Annotated in this window: 16 protein-coding genes, 1 tRNA gene and 1 other RNA gene; 11 read left to right on the top strand and 7 right to left on the bottom strand. The window is 38.3% G+C overall.

The annotated features are described in order from the left end of the window. Positions 1-77: 77 nt before the first annotated feature. The 4 genes from ffs to SUCMO_RS0100250 all read right to left on the bottom strand — a co-directional run bounded on the left by ffs (position 78) and on the right by SUCMO_RS0100250 (position 3,768). Positions 78-177: signal recognition particle sRNA small type (ffs, locus tag SUCMO_RS11095), an RNA gene on the bottom strand. A 28-nt stretch (positions 178-205) separates the two neighbouring features. Continuing rightward, a tRNA-Ser gene (locus SUCMO_RS0100260) sits at positions 206-296 on the bottom strand. A 49-nt stretch (positions 297-345) separates the two neighbouring features. Continuing rightward, positions 346-1,209, bottom strand: coding sequence for a universal stress protein (locus tag SUCMO_RS0100255; protein WP_019878342.1), 864 nt, complete (start codon positions 1,207-1,209; stop codon positions 346-348). Positions 1,210-1,323: 114 nt separating this feature from the next. Next, complete coding sequence (locus SUCMO_RS0100250; protein ID WP_019878341.1) at positions 1,324-3,768, bottom strand: cation-translocating P-type ATPase; 2,445 nt, start codon at positions 3,766-3,768, stop codon at positions 1,324-1,326. Positions 3,769-4,173: 405 nt separating this feature from the next. Here SUCMO_RS0100250 and SUCMO_RS0100245 point away from each other — a divergent pair, with 405 nt between their 5' ends. Next, positions 4,174-4,803: a YigZ family protein gene (locus tag SUCMO_RS0100245; RefSeq protein ID WP_019878340.1), complete on the top strand. Its 630-nt coding sequence runs from the start codon at positions 4,174-4,176 to the stop codon at positions 4,801-4,803. A 149-nt stretch (positions 4,804-4,952) separates the two neighbouring features. On the opposite strand, the gene SUCMO_RS0100240 is transcribed toward SUCMO_RS0100245, so the two are convergent. Beyond that, positions 4,953-5,246, bottom strand: coding sequence for a hypothetical protein (locus SUCMO_RS0100240; protein WP_019878339.1), 294 nt, complete (start codon positions 5,244-5,246; stop codon positions 4,953-4,955). A gap of 96 nt (positions 5,247-5,342) precedes the next feature. Beyond that, positions 5,343-7,466: an RNA degradosome polyphosphate kinase gene (locus SUCMO_RS0100235; RefSeq protein WP_019878338.1), complete on the bottom strand. Its 2,124-nt coding sequence runs from the start codon at positions 7,464-7,466 to the stop codon at positions 5,343-5,345. A 108-nt stretch (positions 7,467-7,574) separates the two neighbouring features. Here SUCMO_RS0100235 and SUCMO_RS0100230 point away from each other — a divergent pair, with 108 nt between their 5' ends. From SUCMO_RS0100230 to SUCMO_RS0100185, 10 genes are all read left to right on the top strand, one after another. Beyond that, complete coding sequence (locus SUCMO_RS0100230) at positions 7,575-9,116, top strand: Ppx/GppA phosphatase family protein (protein ID WP_019878336.1); 1,542 nt, start codon at positions 7,575-7,577, stop codon at positions 9,114-9,116. A gap of 144 nt (positions 9,117-9,260) precedes the next feature. Further along, positions 9,261-9,923 (top strand): NUDIX hydrolase, encoded by a 663-nt coding sequence (locus SUCMO_RS0100225; protein ID WP_019878334.1) that lies wholly within the window; start codon positions 9,261-9,263, stop codon positions 9,921-9,923. Positions 9,924-9,944: 21 nt separating this feature from the next. Beyond that, positions 9,945-11,312, top strand: coding sequence for an LCP family protein (locus SUCMO_RS0100220; RefSeq protein WP_019878333.1), 1,368 nt, complete (start codon positions 9,945-9,947; stop codon positions 11,310-11,312). Between the two features lie 22 nt (positions 11,313-11,334). Next, positions 11,335-11,973: a precorrin-2 dehydrogenase/sirohydrochlorin ferrochelatase family protein gene (locus SUCMO_RS0100215; protein ID WP_019878332.1), complete on the top strand. Its 639-nt coding sequence runs from the start codon at positions 11,335-11,337 to the stop codon at positions 11,971-11,973. Continuing rightward, complete coding sequence (gene hemA / locus SUCMO_RS0100210) at positions 11,948-13,249, top strand: glutamyl-tRNA reductase (protein WP_019878331.1); 1,302 nt, start codon at positions 11,948-11,950, stop codon at positions 13,247-13,249. The genes SUCMO_RS0100215 and hemA overlap by 26 nt, the downstream gene beginning before the upstream one ends. After that, positions 13,221-14,141: a hydroxymethylbilane synthase gene (gene hemC / locus SUCMO_RS0100205; protein WP_019878330.1), complete on the top strand. Its 921-nt coding sequence runs from the start codon at positions 13,221-13,223 to the stop codon at positions 14,139-14,141. Before hemA ends, hemC begins: the two co-directional genes overlap by 29 nt. A 12-nt stretch (positions 14,142-14,153) precedes the next feature. Next, positions 14,154-15,677, top strand: coding sequence for a uroporphyrinogen-III C-methyltransferase (gene cobA / locus SUCMO_RS0100200; RefSeq protein WP_019878329.1), 1,524 nt, complete (start codon positions 14,154-14,156; stop codon positions 15,675-15,677). A 1-nt stretch (position 15,678) separates the two neighbouring features. Continuing rightward, complete coding sequence (hemB, locus tag SUCMO_RS0100195) at positions 15,679-16,662, top strand: porphobilinogen synthase (RefSeq protein WP_019878328.1); 984 nt, start codon at positions 15,679-15,681, stop codon at positions 16,660-16,662. Between the two features lie 20 nt (positions 16,663-16,682). After that, positions 16,683-17,978, top strand: coding sequence for a glutamate-1-semialdehyde 2,1-aminomutase (gene hemL, locus SUCMO_RS0100190; protein WP_019878327.1), 1,296 nt, complete (start codon positions 16,683-16,685; stop codon positions 17,976-17,978). Between the two features lie 112 nt (positions 17,979-18,090). Further along, a complete protein-coding gene (locus SUCMO_RS0100185) occupies positions 18,091-19,350 on the top strand; it encodes a GGDEF domain-containing protein (protein ID WP_019878326.1) in 1,260 nt (419 codons plus the stop codon). Here SUCMO_RS0100185 and SUCMO_RS0100180 read toward each other — a convergent pair. After that, positions 19,345-21,480, bottom strand: coding sequence for a cell division protein FtsA (locus SUCMO_RS0100180; protein WP_051084551.1), 2,136 nt, complete (start codon positions 21,478-21,480; stop codon positions 19,345-19,347). The genes SUCMO_RS0100185 and SUCMO_RS0100180 overlap by 6 nt on opposite strands. Positions 21,481-21,513 lie beyond the last annotated feature (33 nt).

Here is a 21,513-nt window from a genome sequence, read left to right as displayed (position 1 = left end):
CAAACTAGCTAAATAGGGTAAAAAAAAACAGTCAAAAGACTGTAAGTGCTAAAACAATATTTAATATATTGAACCACAGTTCCAGAGCACCCTCGCGGCACATACAAGTACCCGCTTACCGCTGCTTTCTTCCGAACCTGACGGGGTTCACAGGCTTGCATTGCGCAAGACTCCAAAACTGCAGCTCAATATACCAAATAGTGTATGGCGGAGAGAGAGGGATTTGAACCCTCGGTACAGTTCCCCGTAACACACGCTTTCCAGGCGTGCTCCTTAAGCCACTCGGACACCTCTCCAATTAAGCACATACTCTATTGTATCTTTCGGGCAATGGTTTGTCAAGAACTAATTTTCGTGACTAGTGGGTACCAAGAGTACTGGGCGGTCGATATTAAGCGAAATTGCTTGGGCCGTACTACCAATTAGTAAGCCAGTAACAATTCCAGCACCAGTTTTAGGTAAAATTGTTAAGGTTATATCTTCTTCTTTCATTAAGTTCAATAAAACTTTAGAGGCAGCCCCTTCTACTTTTACCCGATAAGAAGCTTTAATGCCAAACGCATTCATTTCTTCTACCAGTTCGATTAGATTGCGCTCGGCTTGCTTTACTTTAGCATTTAAATCGTCAATAGAACGACTTTTTTCGATTACATTGGCAAAAACTACTTCGCCAATTTTATCATGCAAAGAGCGAACGATACTTAGTGCTTCTAAAGAAGCTAAAGAAAAGTCGGTGGGTAAAAGTACTTTAGCTAGACGCGCAGGTTTAGCTTGATTGGTGGTTTTTAAAGCTATTTTGCCGCGTTCTACAAAAACAGGACATTTTGCTAAGCGGACAACATCAAAAGAAGTACTACCCATAAGGGCGCTTTGAATGTAGCCTTTGCCAGAAGAGGCCATAATAATCAAGTCAACTTGCTCTTGAATAGCTAAATTAGTGATTTCGATCGCGGCTTCGCCTGCGGGGGTAACTATTTTCACCTCGAACCCTTTTTCCACTAATTTCTTTTTAAAACTAGTAAGTTGATGAATAACTTCTTGCCATTCGGCACCAGAACTCTTAGCATCTTTTGCATCTTCAAATACATGGGTTAGAATAATCGTCTTTACGTCGTTTTGGCATAAATCATAAACGCACTCTAGCAGACGAATGGATTGAGCAGAAAAATCTATCGCGACTAATACTTTACTCATAGTTTTGGGTTGCACCAAAGACCACCTCTTTACTTCAAATTGATATTATTATATATGGTTTTAGGGAAAATTACAATAATGTAGGTAAAAACATTATTAGGGCTAAACAATGCTAACTATAATAAAAGACTAAGCTGGTTTTTTGGTGAAATCATACCAGATAGTACTGCCGATACCTAAAGCAATAGCACTTATAAGTTGTAGAGAACTTAGGGGGGCTGTTTTAAAGATTAGATTGCAAAGGCTGTTATAATTTAGGGCTAAAATTGTGAGACCGACAATTAAGCTGATAATTAGATTAGCTTTGTTAAAAGAAAAATTTTTGGTAAAGGAACGTGTAAAGGCTTGATTAACAAAGACCAGCATTAAGCTGGCGGTTAATAAACTAGTTAAGCAAAAAGTTCGAGCCAATGTTAGCGGTATAGAGTTTTTTAAGAGGTAGCAGTAGCTAGAAAATAGTGTTAAAAAGATAACTACTCCTTGCAGACAACTAGTCAAGACATGTTTACGAAGTAAAATATCATCGCTGATTTTATGCGGCGGACGATTCATAACCGTAAGCTCAGCTGGTTGCTGTTCAAAAATTATGGAACAGGTAGGGTCAATCAACATTTCTAGGAGGACAATATGAATAGGTAATAGGAGCACGGGTAAATTAAGACTAGGAATTAATAGGGCAAATAAAATTATCGGTAAGTGAATAATTAAGACATAATTGATAGCTTTACGAATATTATCATAAGTTCGACGGGCATCTTTAATGCTGTCCATAATAGTTAGAATATTGTCGTCGAGCAAAACTAAATCAGCGGCTTGACGGGCAACTTCCGTGCCGTTTTTACCCATCGCAATACCAATATCGGCATATTTTAGTGCCGGCGCATCATTGACACCATCACCAGTCATAGCGACAACTTCACCATTTGCTTGTAAGGCTTGAATAATTCTAAGTTTTTGCTGGGGGATAGTGCGAGCGAAAATTCGGGTGGTGGTAAGTGCCGCTTGAAGCTCGGTCTGTGATAACTTATTTAGTTGTTCGCCAGTTAAATAATCACCAGTCATACCAATCTGTTGGGCAATACTTTGGGCTGTTAAATGGTTATCACCGGTTATCATAATGGTTTTGATTCCGGCTTGTTGACAATGCTCAATAGCCGCACGCGCCGCGGCTCGAGGTGGATCATTAAAAGCTAAAATGCCTACAAGTTCCAAGCTACTGTTAGCTAAATTAGCAGGTAAAGTTGCTGCGGTTGGATAAGTTTGTTGAGCGACGGCAATTAAACGATAGGCTTTAGTTGCAGCAGTTTTTTGCAGTTCTTCAAACCAAGCTAATTGAGGTGGAGTAAGCTTGCATAATGGCAAAATACTTTCACAGGCACCTTTAGCAGCGAGTAAAATTGTTTGGGGGAGGGCAAAGGCGTGGCCCATCATTTTGGTTTCGCTGGTAAAGGGATATTCAGTAACTAAGGGAGATTGCTGTAATTGCTGGATATTTAATTGTTGCCCTTGGGCACAAGTTAAAATTGCTTGCTCCATTTTATCATAGGCGCCAATTTCACTGGCGTATACAGCTATTTCTAGAAGTTGTTGTGAATTAAAATTTGTCGCAGGATATAATTCTTGGCAAGTCATTTCATTGTGCGTAATAGTACCTGTTTTGTCAAAACAAAGTACGCTTACACAGCCCAGAGTTTGGGTGCTCACAATATTACGAATAAGGGCATTCTGCTTGGCCAGTCGCCAAGCACCCATGGCTAAAAACACAGTAAGAATTACAGGGAATTCTTCAGGGAGGGTTGCCATAGCCAAGGTTAAGCCTGCTAAAATTGCTGCGATAATATCTTGAGAACTTAAATATGTTAAAAGACTAACAAGGCTTAATAAGCAAAAGCTTAACAAAGTACAAGTTTTTACTAGCCGACCAATTTGAATTTCTAGAGGCGTTTGTATCGTGGGTGCATTTTGAAGGCTTTGATTTATTTGACCTAAATGAGTTTTGCTACCAGTAGCTGTAAGGAGTAATTTAGCACTGCCTTGAATAATTGCTGTACCGGCATAACAATAATCTAATCGCCAAAAATTTTCACTTGTGTCCTCTTGCGACTTCCAAACTAAATCTGCTTCGCCCGTGAGCGTAGATTCATTAACAGCTAAATCTGTAATTTCTACTAATTTACCATCGGCAGGAACTTTATCGCCTTCGATTAAAGAAATAAGATCGCCAGGGACAAGTAAGGTTGCAGGTAAGGTTTGCCAGTGTTGATCGCGGTATACTTTACAGTTTGGGGTAGTGAGATCTTGCAGGCTCTGTAAAGTTTTTTCAGTTTTATATTCTTGAATAAGATTAATACTGAGCATGAACATAACAAAAAAAAGCATTATACAACCATCAGTTGCTTCGCCTAGCAAAAAATAAATACTAGCCACTGCAAAGAGCAGGAGAAAAATTGGTTGAAAAATAATTTTGCGTAATTTAGTTAATTGGCTAAATTGGGGTTTAGGAATTAAGATATTTTCACCATACTTTTTCAAGAGAATCTCTGCTTGGGGTGAACTTAAGCCTGTTAAGGACATATTAACAACCTCCTATACCTAAAACTGATAAAAAAAAGCCTGTGAGACGAAAAGGTCCCACAGGCTTTTACCTGCTGCAAAATTTGCCCAACAACTACTTAAAGCGTAGTGTCTGTCCACTAATTTCAATTAGTTAATATTACATCACAGGCGACATGAGTTGTCAAGAGTTAGCGCGAAGCTAGGGTTAAGATAGTGGCTGGTTTGACAACTATGATATGGTGTATAATAAATATAAACTAGATTGGCAATTAGCAAAAATAGCGAACTATTGAGCGAGCTCTTGCTTGAAGCAAAAACTCTATGATAGTTCAAAACATTATTAGGCTAATTTTTATAAGAACTGTAGATATTTTTCAGAAAGGATAATGAAAGCTTACGGTTTTCATTATACAAGGGGTTTGTATGGGATTATATACAATTAAGCAAGCGGGTATTTATGAATTAGTAATTGAAAAATCTCGTTTTATCTGTCATATTGAGCGGCTTGAATCTCGCGAACAGGCCTACGAATTTATCAAAAAAATCAAGAAAGAATATTGGGATGCGACACACAATTGTGCGGCCTTTATAATTGGTGAAAATGCGGATATTCAAGGTTCTAGCGATGATGGTGAACCTAGTGGTACAGCAGGGATTCCTATGTTAGAAGTCTTAAAAAAACAGCAGTTACACGATGTAGGGGTAGTGGTTACGCGCTATTTTGGTGGGATTAAGTTGGGAGCAGGTGGTTTAGTGCGAGCTTATGCGAAAAGTGTAAGTGGTGCAATTCAACAAGTCGGAATAGTTGAAAAAGTAGCAGTAGTGGAATATTCCTTTAGCGTACCTTTAGCAGAGTGTGGTCGGATTTTAAATTGTCTGTACCAGCAAGACAGTTTTCAAGTAAAAACGGTGGAGTATAATGAATTGGCAAAATTTATCATTGCTTTTTTCCCGGAGGTTTTCTCGCACGTCGAAGCAATTCTTACGGAAATTTTGCAGGCCAGGGTAGAAATGTCCTTGGAAGCAAAAAGTTATATGGAAAGAGAAATATAAGTTATCCACAACTTTGAAGGGCGAAAAGCCATAAAATATAAGAAAAAGAACAGAGTTATCAACAGAAACACTTGTTTTGTTGATAACTCTGTTAATAACTTTAGGGAAAATCTTGGAAAAAGATAAAAATCGTAAATCTTATCCACAAACTATTTAACTGGGATACTCCAGTTTACATGAACTTTTAAATTATTCCACAAGCGTCCTAACACAAGTTCAAAATCTTCCCGACTTAAATGAGCTAGTTTTTCTTGAGTTTCAAATTCGCAAACACTGTGTTCTCTAGGGACATTTATTTTATGTGGTTTAGCTAAATAATCTAAGATTAATTGCTTTATTTTTTCATTTGGGAAAACAACTTGAATAGTTTTGTTGGTTTCATTGTATTGGATGTAGCCATAATGAGGACCAACATTAATAGAAACTTTGTAATCTGTTTGCATAGTATACCTTCCTTGTTTTGAAATAATATATTAAGTTTAGGGGGTTTAGGTAGTTAAAGTCAAGTGCTGAAGCATTATTTTTCCGCTGCTAAGCAATTAATATTTGTTATCGCGGTGATAGAGTGGCTTTAATTTAGTATTTAGCGAGAGCGGTTGTTTAATAACATTTTTTTTAGCTAAGGCATATAAACTTTGTTGGGCATTGGTTTTTACTTGTTTAGCATTGGTAATGCGCCGATAAGTTCCGTTGGATTGAAGCATATGTGCTTTAACATTGTCTTTTAGATATAATTTTAAGATGTTTTTAATGCGTTGCAAGATATTAATATCTTCAATTGGAAAGAGGATTTCTACGCGGTCATTTAAATTACGGCTCATTAGGTCGGCACTGGAAAGAAATACTTTTTCTTCTCCGGCATTATGAAAATATAAAATGCGGCTATGTTCTAGCTGACGACCAATAATGCTGCGTACAGAAATATTTTCACTTACAGCTTTTACACCTGGTTTTAGGCCACAGATACCCCGAATTATAAGCTCAATCTTCACACCAGCACCAGAGGCTTCATAGAGTTTTAAAATAACGTTTTTATCCATTAAAGAGTTCATTTTTAAAATAATATGTGCTGGGTTGCCTGCTTGGGCATTGCGAATTTCAGTGTCAACCAGATCATAAAATTTTTGGCGCAGATTGATGGGAGCGATGCTGAGTTTTTTTAGTTCAGGAGGTTCGCAATAGCCAGAAAGCATATTGAAAAAAGCGGAAGCATCTACGCCAAATTGCTCGTTAGCAGTAATTAAACCCATATCGGTATACAATTTCGCGGTACTATTATTATAGTTACCAGTACCTAGGTGGACATAACGTTTTAAGCCACTATATTCGCGGCGCACAATTAAGGTTATTTTGGCATGGGTTTTTAGACCATAAAGGCCGTAGATTACATGGCAACCAGCAGCCTCGAGTTTTTTTGCCCAGTGGACATTATTTTCTTCATCAAAGCGCGCTTTCAGTTCTACTAAGACTGTTACTTGCTTACCATTTTCACCAGCGCGAGCTAGTGCCGCGACAATGGGGGAGTTGCCCCCGACACGATATAGAGTTTGTTTGATAGCTAAGACTTTAGGATCGTCAGCTGCTTGGTTGATTAAGTTAATTACAGGGTCAAAGGATTCATAGGGGTGATGGAGGAAAACATCGTGTTGGCGAACTTGATCGAAGATATCTAGTTCAGGATTGATATCTAAGGGTTGTTGGGGAATAAAAGGTGGGTGCTCTAGATGGGAAAATTCCTCTGAACAAGCAAAGTTCATAAAGCAGGTTAGATCTAGCGGTCCAAGAATTTGATAGACATCAGTTTCTTCTAATTCTAAAGTGCTAATTAAAAAATTCTTCATGTTTTTGTTATCACTTTTGGATATTTCTAAACGAATTATGTCACCATTTTTACGGCGCCGTAAAGAGGCTTCAATTTCTTTTAATAAATTATCAGTATCTTCTTCATCTACCCAAAGGTCGGAGTTGCGAGTAATTCTAAAAGGTTGGATATCGATGATTTGACAACCTTGAAAAAGATGTTGGCAATAATGCATGATAATATCTTCCAAAAACACATAAGTTTTTTCTGCGCAACCGATTTGAACTTCGACAATTCTAGGTAAAACCGAAGGCACCTGCACTACAGCCATAACTAATTCTTGCTCATAGTTAATTAATTCAATAATTAAGTTCAAAGTTTTATTAGCTAAAAAAGGAAAGGGATGGCTGGCATCAATAGCCATGGGGGTTAGCACGGGATATATTATTTCATGATAAAAATTATCTAACCAATTACGACTAAGCTCTGATAATTCAAAAACGCGGACAAAGTGAATTTGATGTAAGCTATTTAATTCTTTTAAAATAGCTGAAAGATAGCGATATTGCAATTTGGTTTGGGTATGGGCAGATTTGGAAATCCGCTCTATTTGTTGTTTAGGTGTTAAACCTGCAACGTCGGGATGATTGATATTATTTTCTATTTGTTGCCAAAGCGCAGCAACCCGAATCATAAAAAACTCATCTAAATTAGAAGAACAAATACTGAGAAATTTAAGGCGTTCTAGAATTGGCAAGTCTTTAATACCAGCTTCTCTTAGAACCCGGAGGTTAAATTTTAACCAGCTAATTTCGCGACTGATAAAATTATCGGGCTGATTATACTCGCTGTTTTGCAACATACTAACACTCCTTAAATATGTGTAAATATTTTTTCTTGCTTAATATAAGCAATTTCTCTATACTATAGATAAATTACTACCTATATTCTATTATAAACAGGTGATATTATGCAACGTATAGCAATGATAGATATTGGTTCAAATTCCGCAAGATTGGTGATAAATCATATTTATGAAAACCATTCATACAATATGGTTTATAATCAAAAAGAAACGTTGCGTTTGAGCCAAAAAATTGATGCCCAAGGCGAGCTAACTGCTGAGGGAGTTAAGTCAACCATTGGGACTCTGAACAATTTTGCCCATATGTGCAAATTGTTTAAAACTGATAAAATTTTAGCGGTTTGTACGGCGGCGATAAGAAATGCCGCCAATAGTGAGAATGTTCTAGAACAAATAAAAGAACACACCGACATGCAAGTGCAGGTTTTAACTGGCGAACAAGAGGCGTATTACTCTTTTTTGGGGGCTGTGAATTCGTTAGATATAGAAGATGCACTATTTTTTGATTTAGGCGGCGGTAGCCTGGAGTTAATCTTGGTTAAGTCACGTAAAATAGTTTTTGCAGAAAGTATTCCGCTCGGCGCAGTCAATGTTACGGAAAAATTTGCCGTTAATAGTAAAAACAATCAAGAAGCTAGTAAAGAATTTCAAAGAATGTATGATTTTTTATTGGCGGAAATTGGGAAAATTTTGTGGTTACAAGATATTGAGTTACCATTGGTGGGGATAGGCGGGACAACTCGAACTCTAACTAAAATTTTACAAAGAAGAAGTAAGTATAATTATCATAAATTGCATAATTACTCTTTTGAGCAGAGTTATTTTCAAGAGTTTTTTGAGGCTCTAAAGCGTAGTACTCGTTTGCAAAGATATAAAATTCCTGGTTTAAGCAATGATCGCGTAGATATTATTTTAGCGGGTGTTAGTATTATTGATGTTCTCTTTAAAGTAACTGCTGGTAAAAAAATGATAACTTCTGGTTATGGGGTTCGTGACGGTTTATTTTATGAATATTATTTTTCTGTCTTTCAAGAACCTAATCATATTTTAACAGATGTGTTGCAACATAGTGTTAAGATTATGCAAAATTTATATCATGTCGATGTGGAACATGCGGCGCGGGTAACTTTGTTTGCTGATAAAATGTTTGCCGCTTGGTTTGCTTTGCATCGTTTACCGAAAAATTATGCAAAAATACTAAAAGTGGCTAGCCTTTTGCATGATGTAGGTATCAGTATCAATTATTATAACCACGAGCAGCATAGTGCCTACTTAATTGAAAGTATCCAACTCTTTGGCTTGTCACATTATGAACAAATCATGAGTGCCGTGGTAGCTTGTTGGCATGGTGGTGTAGTGGCGGGTTACTTTAAAAACCATATTTATCGCAATTTCCTGCAAGAAGAAGATTGGGTTATTGCTAAGAAATTAGCGGCTATTTTGGCTATTGCGGAAAATCTAGATTATAGTCAGATTGGGATTATTGATGATATTTTTGCTCAATTTAGTTTAGATAAAAATGCTTTAATTTTAGTTAGCCTTAAAGAGCATAAAATAAAGCCTACAATGGAACTAATTCAAGTTAGAAAGCTAAATAGTTGGTTTAAAAAAGAATTTGGAGTCGAGTTAATGGTTGGGGTAAATTAATAATGATTTAAAGCATAACAGCAGCAAAGTTGAAAATTTTGAGGTTGTTATGTTGTTTTTTTCAAAAATCCACTTACTTAAACTAGGAAAATAAGTATTTTTTTTGTATAATAGTTAGGATATCTATTGAAAATGAGGCTGAGTATGAAGAACAAAAAGACGCTTTTACAAGCAAAACAAGATTTATTAAATAAAATGCAAGCAGATATTATTCAAGTAGATAATATGTTACCTTATAAGAAAAATGCCGTTTTAGTACCTTTAGTAGAAAATGGTGAAGGACTAGGGGTGTTGTTTGAAGTAAGAGCCAAACATTTAGCTTGGCAACCTGGGGAAATTTGTTTTCCTGGAGGCAGAGTTGAAGCGGAAGATTTAAATTATTGTTGTACAGCTATTCGAGAATGTTGTGAAGAACTAGCTTTAGTAGATCAAGACATTGAAGTTCTAGGGGCTCTTGATCCAATTACTTCTCCTTTGGGTCTAGAGGTTTATCCTTATTTGGGTATGATTGCCGAATTAGATAAAATTGTGCCAAGTGAGGACGAGGTGGCTGAGGTATTTGTAGTACCGTTAAGTTTTCTCTACCAAAATGAACCAAGGATTGCGAAGTTGGAAGTAGCAACCCGGCCTAGTCCTAAAACGGAATTCCCTTATGATTTACTACCGGGGCATCCCACAGGCTGGAATATAAGAAATAACTACGAATTGCGTTTCTATGATTATCATGGTTATATAATTTGGGGTATTACGGCACATATTTTATTTAATTTTTTAGAAAAATATAAAGATGTGCTTAAGGAACAATAAGCGGTCTTTAGGAGGTATATTTTGTTTAAAAAAGTTTGTATGATAACAGCTATTGTTGTGGCTGTGGTTACGGCAGCAGCAGTATTTTTCTCTTGGTTTTTCAAAAATGGCAAAGAGGGGAAACGCCTAGGCTTAGATGACTTGTTGACGGGGCGAACTAATATAGTGGTAATGGGGGTAGATGAGCGCGACTCGGATCAAGGTCGTTCCGATACTTTGATGGTAGTTATGCTCGACCCGAAAACAGAACAAGTCACAGTACTCTCTATTCCTCGCGATACTAGAGTACGAATTCCTGGTAAAGGTTGGGATAAGATTAATCATGCTTTTGCATTTGGGGGGCACAAGTTGACTCAAGAAACAGTAGAAGATTTCTTGGGTGTGCGTATTCATCATTATGTGGTTATTGATTTTAAAGGTTTTAAAAGTATTGTCGATGCCGTAGATGGGATTGATATTGATGTGGAAAAACGCATGTATTATGAAGATCCCTATGATAATCTCGTAATTGATTTGCAACCAGGTATGCAACATTTAACTGGGGAACAAGCAATTCACTATGTGCGTTATCGTGATGAAGAAGGCGATATTGGGCGTGTTAAAAGACAACAAAAGTTTATTAAAGCCCTGTATGATAAAGTAACTTCACCTAGTAATATAAAAAATATGCCCCAATTGTTAAAAGTAGTAAGTGGCATGGTAAAAACAGATATGTACACTAGTAATATAGCTAGTATTGCTGGGACAATGAAAAAAGCTTTAGCTCAAGGCTTAAATACCCAAAGCATTCCTGGTGAACCAGAATATATAGATGGGATTAGCTATTGGATTCCTGATATCGAAAAGGTGCGGGCGGAAATAGCACAAATTCAAGGTGGTAAAATAACCGAGAAATATAAAACAAACACTCAAGAACTAAAAGCCGAATATAAAAAATCCTTACAAACGGATAATGTAGATGTTGATAAAGAGGAAAACAAGGGTACCGCGGTACCAATTGACAAGAAGTCTGAAAAAGCAACCACAGACAAAAAGGATGCCAAGGATGCTAAAGATTCTAAAACTAACGTAGCGCCAAGTAAAGATGGTGCAACTACCAGCAAGGCAGTACCAGCAGAAGTAAATCGCCCCTTAAATGTTATCTTAATTAAATGTACCGAAAAGCCTGGGGCCATAGATAATATGAAAAAAATCTTAGCCGAAAATAATGTTAATGTCTTATTGGTAAAAGAAGGCGAACTCAGAGACAGCACTCGTGTGGTTAGTGCTACAACTAATAGAATTGTGGTAGATCGTCTAAGTAACTTGCCGTTTAATTACAGTTTAAGAGTAGCAAACAATGAGAATGTTTCGGCGGATGCGATTATTTTTGTGGGCAGCAACTACTAAATCGAAAGTAGGTTAGGAAACTGTGAAAGGCTATGAGATAGTTTTAAATTTACAAAATCAAAAATGTCTAATAGTTGGTGGTGGGGCTGTAGCGACACGCAAAGTTGAAGATTTATTACTAGCTGGGGCCCGAGTTACCGTGATTAGCCCACAATTAGCGGCACGACTTATGGAACTAGAACAACAAGGTTTGCTAAACCATTGGGCACGAGCTTATCAAGCTGGCGATTTACAGGGGTTTTTCTTAGTTATTTGCGCCACCAATGATACGGCAACTAACCAGTTGGTGGCACAAGAAGCTAAAAGTCTCGGAGTTTTATTTAATGCCACGGAAAATCCGCAAATGGGTAACTTTACTCGCCCCAGTGTGGTTGCAGTTGGCAAACTGAATTTTACAGTACATACCGCGGGTGTTAGCCCGCGTTTAACTAGGTTGTTGCGGGAAGATTTACAAGCTTATTATGGCGAGGATTTTGGCCGATTTATTGAATTTATGCGTGAAAAACGTCAAGTAGTAAAAGAAAAATTAAATTCGGCACCAGCACGCGAGCTTTTTTGGCGTAAGTATTTGACGCAAGAAACAGTGCGGCAATTACATGCAGGAAATATAAAAAAGGTGGAGGAAGAAATTTGCGATGCAATTAGTAGTCTTAGGTCTTAATCATAGAACTGCACCTGTTAATATTCGAGAGTGTTTTTCTTTTCCCGAAGAGCGAGTAAAGTGGTCGCTAAAAAGAATAAAAGGTTATGATCGCTGGTTAGAAGCGGTAATTTTGTCTACTTGTAATCGTACCGAGTTATATGCAGTGTTAGAGAACCCTGAAGTGGAATTGCGCTTTATAAAAAGAGTGCTCGCCTATTTGTCGGGCAAAGATTATAGCGAAGAGCATTTTTATATCTATGAAGGGGAAGACTGCATTCGCCACTTATTTAATGTGGCTTCCAGTTTGGATTCTTTAGTTTTAGGTGAAGGTCAAATTTTAAGTCAAGTTAAAAATGCTTATAATATCGCCAGAAATCTCGGACTAACAGGAACTTTATTAAATACAGTGTTTAATAAAGCTATTGCCGTAGGCAAGCGAGTGCGGACAGAAACTAAGATTGCCTATAACTCCGTATCAGTAGCTTCGGCAGCGGTAGATTTAGCTGGGGAAATTATGGGTGATTTATCTTTAGCGAATGTTTTGGTAGTTGGTGCGGGCGCGATGAGTGAGTTAACCGCGAAACATTTAATTGAAACTGGTGTTTCCACAATATTTGTGTCGAATCGTAATCATGAACGAGCTAAAAGTTTGGCCGAGCGGTTTCATGGGGTGGCCATTCCGTTTGAGGAGTTTATGACACTCTCAGTAAATGCTGATATTATTATTACCTCGACAGGGGCACCACATTATATTATTACCTTACATGATATGGCTCATGTACTCAAAGAGCGTGCCGGACGGCCGCTAGTTATTATTGATATTGCCATGCCCCGCGATGTTGAACCAGAAGTTGGTGCTTTAAATGGAGTAACTTTATATAACATTGACGATTTAGAAGCGGTAGTAGACGCTAATCGTGAATTGCGGGAAAATGAAGCGCACGTTGCACGGGCAATTATTGAAGATGAAGTAGTGGTCTTACTAGAGCGTTTTGCTTATTTATCAATGCGTCCGGTGATGAGTAAACTCCAAGATAAAATGGAGTTTTTACGCGATAAATTACTTAAACGGAGTATGAGCAAATTAGGTAATTTAACTGATACGGAAAAAAGAGTTGTTGAGCAGTTGACTAAAACTTTGGTGCGTAAAATGTTGCGTGAACCAATGCGGGCTATGAATTCTGTAGCGGGCACGGCTCAAGAAACTGAATATAAGGATTTTATTACTAAGGTATATTTATTAAATCAAGATGAAGAGGATGAAGATGAAAAAGAAACTTACGATTGGGACTAGACAAAGTGCCTTAGCGCTTTGGCAAGCTGAACATATTGCGGCCCTGCTCCAAGAAAAATATCCTGAATGTGAAATTGCCTTAAAGCGAGTGTTGACGAAGGGCGATAAAATTTTAGATGTGTCTTTATCTAAAATTGGTGGTAAAGGGCTATTTACTAAGGAAATCGAACAGGATTTGCTGGCGGGTGAGGTAGATTTAGCGGTGCATAGTTTAAAAGATATGCCTACCGAATTGCCAGAAGGCTTGATCTTAGCTTGTATAACTAAACGCGAACACGAAGGGGATGCCTTTGTGAGTAATAACTACAAGAGTTTGGCAGAATTGCCCTTAGGCGCGACGGTCGGCACGTCTAGTTTAAGAAGAAAGGCCCAATTACTCGCAGCTCGTCCCGACTTGCAAATTGTTGATTTGCGCGGTAATGTGCAAACGCGATTAGCGCGGTTAGACGAAGGAAAAATGCAAGCTATTATTTTGGCTGTGGCTGGTCTAAGGCGTCTGGGTTTGGGCGACCGAATCCAAGAAATTCTACCGCATGCGATTTGCTTGCCCGCGGTAGGTCAAGGCGCCTTAGCAATTGAAGCGCGGGCTAATGATTCCGAAGTATTACAAATGTTAGAATTTTTAAATGACCCAGACACGCAAGCTGTAACTAAGGCGGAAAGAGCTTATTTACGCTTACTAGAAGGCGGTTGTCAGGTGCCAATTGGGGTGTATGCTGAAGTTTGCGAACAGCAAATTTTATTACGCGCGGTAATTGCTTCTTTAGATGGGCAACGGGTGTTAAAAGACTGTATTCAAGGCGCAATTGATGAGGCTGAACAACTGGGAATTAAATTGGGTGAGCAAATGTTGGCGGCGGGTGGTCGCGAAATTTTAGCAGAGATAATGTAGGGGGATTTGAGGGTGAAAAAAACAGGAATAGTATATTTAATTGGAGCGGGGCCTGGCGATGCGGGCTTACTAAGTATAAAAGCTATGCAATGTTTGCAAAAAGCAGATGTTGTGGTTTATGATAAATTAGCTAATCCAGAAATTTTGCAATATGTAAAAGCTAATACTGAACGAATTTATGTTGGCAAAGCTTCTAATCAGCATACTATGCGTCAAGAAGATATTAATCAGTTGTTGGTGGATTTAGCGAAAGCTGGTAAAGTGGTGGCGCGCCTTAAAGGTGGCGATCCTTTTGTTTTTGGTCGCGGTGGCGAGGAAGCTTTATTGCTTCAAGAAAATAATTTACCGTTTGAAATTGTCCCAGGGATTACTTCGGCGATTGCGGTGCCAGCGTATGCAGGTATCCCTGTTACGCATCGCAATGTAGCGGTTTCTTTTGCAGTAATAACGGGACATGAAGATCCTAATAAAAATCGTTCGGATATTAATTGGGAAAAATTAGCAACAGCAGTAGATACTTTAGTATTTTTAATGGGGGTAGAAAATTTACCTCATATTACTAAAAAATTAATCGAAAATGGTCGCGATCCACAAACTCCAGCTGCGGTAATTCGTTGGGGTACTAAGCCCGAACAACGCGTGTTAGAAACTACAGTCGCCAATGCTAGTGCGGATGTACTTAAAGCTGGCTTAAAACCACCAGCAATTTTTATTGTTGGTAATGTTGTTAAATTGCGTAAGGATTTAGCTTGGTTTGATAAACGGCCATTGTTTGGCAAAAAAATTCTCGTAACTAGAGCACGGGCCCAAGCTAGTGCCTTAAGTTCACGCTTGCAAGAATTAGGGGCGGAGATTTTGGAAACGCCGAGCATTAAAATTCAAGCAATGCCAGATTATCAACAATTAGACCGCAGTATTCAAGAATTAGATAAATATAAATGGCTAATTTTCACCAGCGTTAATGGTGTGCAGGCCTTTTTTGAACGTTTGCATTTAGCAAACAAAGACACTAGAGCTTTAAACAAAAATTTGGTGGCGGCGATTGGCTCCCAAACTGCCTTGGAATTACAAAACCGTGGCCTTAGTGCAGATTTAATTCCGCTAGAATTTCGGGCCGAAGGGATTTTAGCAAGCTTGAAAACGCAACTACAAGCTGGCGATCAAATTTTGATTCCCCGGGCAGAAGTTGCTCGAGAAATTTTACCAGAAGAGTTAACTAAGTTAGGTATGCAAGTAGAAGTTGTGCCAGCTTATCGGACAGTCGCTGATAAAAGCAGTCAAAAAGAGCTGTTACAGGCCTTAGAGCAAGGCGGAATTGAAATGATTACCTTTACTAGTTCGTCGACCGTAACTAATTTCTTAGAAATGTTAGCTGGCCGTACTGAATTATTACAAAATGTAAAAATTGCGAGTATCGGGCCAATAACTACAGAAACTTGTTTAGCGAATAATTTACAGGTGGATATTACCGCAGATGAATTTAATGTACCTGGCTTAGTAGCAGCAATTGAAAAATATTATCAAGAGGTGAAATAAAATGGCTCATTTTCCTTACTATCGTCCCCGCAGAATGCGGACTAACGAGGCGATGCGTAGTTTAGTGCGCGAAAATGAATTGCAAGTTACGGATTTAATGTACCCGATTTTTGTGGTTGCGGGGGAAAATATCAAAGAAGAAATTAGCTCGCTACCAGGAACTTATCATTTTTCAGTAGATCGAGTGTTAGAAGTGGTTCAAGAGGCTTGGGATTTAGGCATTAAGGGCATTATCCTCTTTGGCCTGCCTAGTTATAAAGATGATTTTGGTTCCAGTGCTTGGGATGAAAACGAGCCCGTGCAAACCGCAGTACGCTTAATTAAAGATAAATTCCCTGAATTAGTAGTGGCCACTGATGTGTGCTTGTGCCAATATACGGAACATGGACATTGTGGTCAATTAACTGAAGATGGTGAAGTATTAAATGATGCGACCCTAAGCTTACTAGAAAAAGTGGCTGTAAGTCATGCCCAAGCAGGAGCAGATATTGTTGCTCCTTCGGATATGATGGATGGACGGGTATTAGCAATTAGACATGCACTAGATCAACATTACTTTGAAAACGTAGCCATTATGGCTTATTCGGCTAAATATGCTTCGGCTTATTATGGACCTTTTCGGGCAGCAGTAAGTTCAGCACCTAAACAAGGCGATCGCAAAAGCTATCAAATGGATCCAGCTAACTCGTTAGAAGCATTACGTGAAACAGAGTTAGATATCCAAGAAGGGGCCGATATTATTATGGTTAAGCCCGCGCTAGCGTACTTAGATATTGTGGCACAAATGAAAGCACAATTTAATCGTCCAGTGGCTGTTTATAATGTTAGTGGCGAATATGCGATGATTAAAGCCGCAGCTAAAATGGGCTTAGTGGATGAAGAAAAAATAACCTTAGAAACATTGCTAAGCATGAAACGGGCTGGGGCAAAAATTATCATAACTTATCATGCTTTAGATGTTGCCCGTTGGTTACAAAATAAATAAGCAGAGGGAGAGTTAGATAGATGTTGACAAAATCACTCGCAGCTTTTGAAAAAGCCAAACAAGTAATTCCTGGGGGGGTAAATAGCCCAGTACGCTCGTTTCGTAGTGTCGGCGGCACACCACCTTTTATAAAGCAGGCTCAAGGCAGTAAAATTTATGATATTGACGATAATGAATATATTGACTATGTATTATCATATGGGCCACAAATTTTAGGACATGTTCATCCTACGGTAGTAGAGGCAATTCGGGCCGCTAGTCTTAAAGGTACTTCGTATGGAGCACCGACTTTGGCGGAAACGAAATTGGCGGAACTGATTTGTGAATTTGTGCCTAGCATTGAGATGGTACGCATGGTAAACTCTGGTACAGAAGCAACCATGAGTGCTTTGCGTTTAGCGCGAGCTTATACGAAGCGGGAATATATTGTTAAGTTTGAAGGCTGTTATCATGGACATCATGATAGTTTACTGGTAAAAGCAGGCTCTGGTGCACTAACTTTAGGAGTGCCTGATAGTCCAGGTGTGCCAGCAAGTATTGCTGGGAATACTTTGACAATTCCTTATAATGATGTAGCAGCTTTAGAGAACTTATTGCAGTTAAAAGGCTCGGAAATTGCGGGCTTGATTATTGAACCCACGCCAGGAAATATGGGTTTAGTTTTACCAAATCCAGGCTATCTGCAAGCTGTGCGCGAACTTACAGCTGCCTATGGCGTAGTCTTGATTTTCGATGAAGTTATGTCCGGCTTCCGCTCTAGTGAGCAAAGTTCTCAGGGTTTGTATGCTATTGAGCCAGATTTAACTTGCTTAGGCAAAGTTATTGGTGGGGGCTTGCCAGTGGCTTGTTATGGCGGCAAAAAAGAAATTATGCAGTGTGTAGCGCCTCTAGGCGGGATGTATCAAGCGGGAACTTTAAGTGGGAATCCTTTGGCAATGGCCGCAGGCATTGCTACCTTAGAATATCTTAAAGCACATAAAATTTGTGCGCAAGCGGCAACTAATACGGAAAATTTAGTTCAAGGCTTGCGTCAAATTATTGCCGAACTGGAATTACCTTGCACAGTTAACATTTTAGGCTCGATGTTTACTTTGTTTTTCACAAAAAATCAAGTAACTGATTTTGCTAGCGCTTGTACTAGTGATTTGGCAAGCTTTAAAATTTATTTTCATGCGATGCTAGAGCAAGGTATTTACTTGCCACCATCTCAATTTGAAACTTGCTTTATGTCTAGTGCTCATACTCCAGAGGATATAGCACAAACTCTAAGCTGTATGCGTATAGCCTTAACTAAGGTAAAAGCCAGTTTAGCCTAATAAAAAAATAAAAAAAGCATGACTTGTAGCATGCTTTTTTTATTTGCGCAAATGTAATATAATACGAGTATGACAGTTGGCGGAGAACAAGGGAATAAGAAAGTGAGGACTTATGAAAACAAATGGCATGCTTCTAATAGTATTAATAGTCTTTGGCGCAATCCCACTATTAGTGGGTAAATTATTTTTTATTGTTGATTTTAGTGGGATAAAAGCAGCGGATTTAGTAGCTTATTTATTTATTATTGCTCTAATTTATTTACCTTTTTATGTAGTTTTAGTCGAATTACAGGATAAAACTTTGAAAGAATTTCTAAAAGGCATCAAGCGGATGTTGACTGGGGAACCGGTAGCTAACAAAGAATTGCAAAATGAGGTTTTTTCGGAAGTTTATTCAGTAATTGCTGATTGTAAACAACAGGTAGCAGAAAAAGAAGAAGCTCTAAATGAGGCGGCAGAATTAGAGAAACTCTTTTGGAGTTTTGGTACGGATAAGTTTTTCTCGGCGAATGTTACCGATGATAAATTTGTTTATGGTTTAGACAAGTGGGAACAACGCCAATTAGATACGGATAACTATACCGAACAAATCGGTTTTATTGCCAACAAACTTTTAGACCCCTATTATGTTAAAGACTTTTTGCGGGTGTTTAACACTGAAAATCTTATTAAGTTAGATAAAAGTGGACGCGATAGAATTATTTTTGACTGTAAAATGAAAAATGAACAGAATAAATTTATTTGGGTAAGATTTATGGGTTCATTAAAGTTTGATTTGAAAAATCTTAAGCTGTTGGTACATATTTGTATTCGGGAAATTGACCAGCAGAAAAAATTAGAAAAAGAACTATTAGAACAAGAACAGCTGGATATTTCTACGGGTTTTTATTCGCGCATGTCAGGTAAACGAGTTATTGAGAGCTTTTTAGCGGAAGAAGGAATTTTTGGCGAACACGCTCTAATTGTTATAAACCTTATGGGTTTCACGCAGATTGCAACGGATTTTGGTGAAGTAACCTTTGAACATTTCATGCAAAAGATAGCTGATAAGCTTTTGACGAATTATCAAGAGCAAAGTTTTATTTTTCGCAATAGTGAAAACCAAGTTATAATTTTATTGAAAGACTTTGAAGATGAGCAAGATTTAGAGCTGAAATTAAAAAATATTACGGAGCTCTGTAAAGAGTCCGTAATAATGGGTGAAAAAGAATTAGCTTTGTTACCGAAAGCTGGTGCGGCAATTTATCCGCGCGCTGGCAAAAGCTACCCGCAACTTTTCCATTTTGCTAATCGGGCTTTATTGTACTTAGAGCAAGAAGGCGAAGGTGCGGACTGTATAGTATATAATCCAGAGTTTGAAAAAGTGCTATAAATCACTAACAACAACAGTTACCTCATCACCATTTTTTATAGGTTGGATGAGTGTAGCTGCTTTGTTGTTTAAATAGACAGTTACATTTTTGCCCACGGGCAGTTCCTGAGGTTTAAAATCGGCGGCTTCTAAAATATCACTAACAATTAAATTGCGCGGTACACGCTCATAACTAATAAGGCTATGATCAGAAATAAGCTGCTCAGGGGTGGCCTCTTGGTTGTTGACCGTGAACTTCGAAAAAAACTTGTTTATCGCTAGTTCATGTTCCCCGAAATATACTTTTATTTGATCAGCATCACTATTTAAGGCGAGAATTTCTGTTAAGTTTGGTTGTTTTGCTTTAACAATTGTTAGCTTATCTGACGCTGTTAGCGGTGTAGTAAGCTTGCTGGGCTGTTCGTTAACCAAAATTTCGGGATAGCTAGTATGGATAACTTCTTCGTTATTTATGGTAAAAGGATGTTGGCTTAAATAATTATTGATAAATGGGCTACTTAATAAATCAGTAATGGTTGTAAGCGGCTTAATTTCTACACAGTCGCCGTCCAATAGTACTTGGTCGCTGCTAGCTGGAGTAGCATTGACAAATAGTAAGGGTTCAATTTGATACTTTTGTCCGTTAACTTGAATATCAAGATAATGTTCTGGTTGCAAGAGGGTGGTGAGTGTAACAATTGGCGATTGTCCATTACTACCTTTGTGGATCTCTAAATTATCTCCTTCTTGCAAGGTGGTTTTAAGATCGGCATTTTGTCCATTAACTGTTAAGACACCATCAGTACCATGACTTCCGGGGATAAATTGGCGTTGTGCATTTACGGTTAAGGCGATACCTAACCCAGGTCGTCCCTTCATAGTTTTAACATCCAAGCCTATTGCTAATAAAGCGTCGCCGACTGTTAAGGTTCCTAGATTAAAAATACGGTATAACTGGTTATTTATCGTAATACTAATGAAATTTAAATAATTGCTATTGGCTAATTTTAAAATACCTAAAGGTGTAATAGCTTCAGGCGTCATTAAATCAGTGGGAATTTCAGTAAATACATTGCCAGCTAAAGGTTGTCTGATACCAATTTTATTTTTCGGTAAGGCTAATTTTTCGGAAATATAATCTGGCAAATGTGGTGTTAAAGCACCACCGCCAATTAAAATAACTGCTTGGGGAACTTTATTATTTAAACGCAAAATTTCTTGGGTGAGTTTATCGGCTAATTCATTGATGGTAGGTGTAATGTTGCCCACAACTTCTTCACAGGTAACGGCAGTGCTGTAACCTAAGATATCGGTAATTTCAACAGTTTCACAACCCGAGCTGATATCGCGCTTAATAAGTTCAGCGTCATTGAAATCTAACAGATAATGTTGTGACAAAGCTTCGGTTATTTCGTCACCAGCACAAGGAACCATGCCAAAGCCAATAACACTATTTTGGGCAGTGATAGCAATATCAGATGTTCCGGCGCCAATATCAATCAGGGCAATATTAAGATGCCGCATGGTCGGAGGAATTAAAAAATTAATTGCGGCTATCGGCTCTAGTGTTATACCTCCTAATTGCAAACCCGATTGAGAGAGTGCCGTTTCTAGAGAATCGACTACTTGCTTAGGTAAAAAAGTAGCAATGATATTTATTTTAGCTAAAGCGCCCCGTTGCCCAACTAGGGTTGCTAACTGGTTATCATCAAGGAGATAATTACTAACATTGTAACCAACACAATAGTAGTTTTGTTGCAAGTTATTGAGATTGTTTTTAGCAAGTTGTTGTTGGGCATTTTGCACAGCGAGAATTTCTAAAGATTGTTCCATTTCTAAAGTTAAAGGTTTGGTGGAATAGGTTTCTAGCTCTGCGGTAGACTCAATAGTTAAGAGGGCACGCCCTGCCGCGGCCACTGTTGCTTTGGTCAAGGAGGCATTTAGCTTTGCTTCTAACTTTTCTTTTATTTCTTTAATAACTAATACTACTTGAGGAATATCGTGGATTTGACCGTCCAACATCGCACGCGTTTGATGTTCTAAGCGTTCACTTGCCAAGATATTGATTTTGTTACCAACAACTTCGGCGACAATTCCGACTACGTTGCGCGTCCCAATATCTAAGGCAAACAATAGGTTTGCGGGCATCATGATCACGTCCTTTATAGAATAAATTCGTAATAT

The organism is Succinispira mobilis DSM 6222 (assembly GCF_000384135.1).
Lineage (GTDB): Bacteria > Bacillota > Negativicutes > Acidaminococcales > Succinispiraceae > Succinispira > Succinispira mobilis.
Note: the sequence above shows the minus strand (reverse complement) of the source record. Positions and strands in the feature narration are given on the sequence as shown.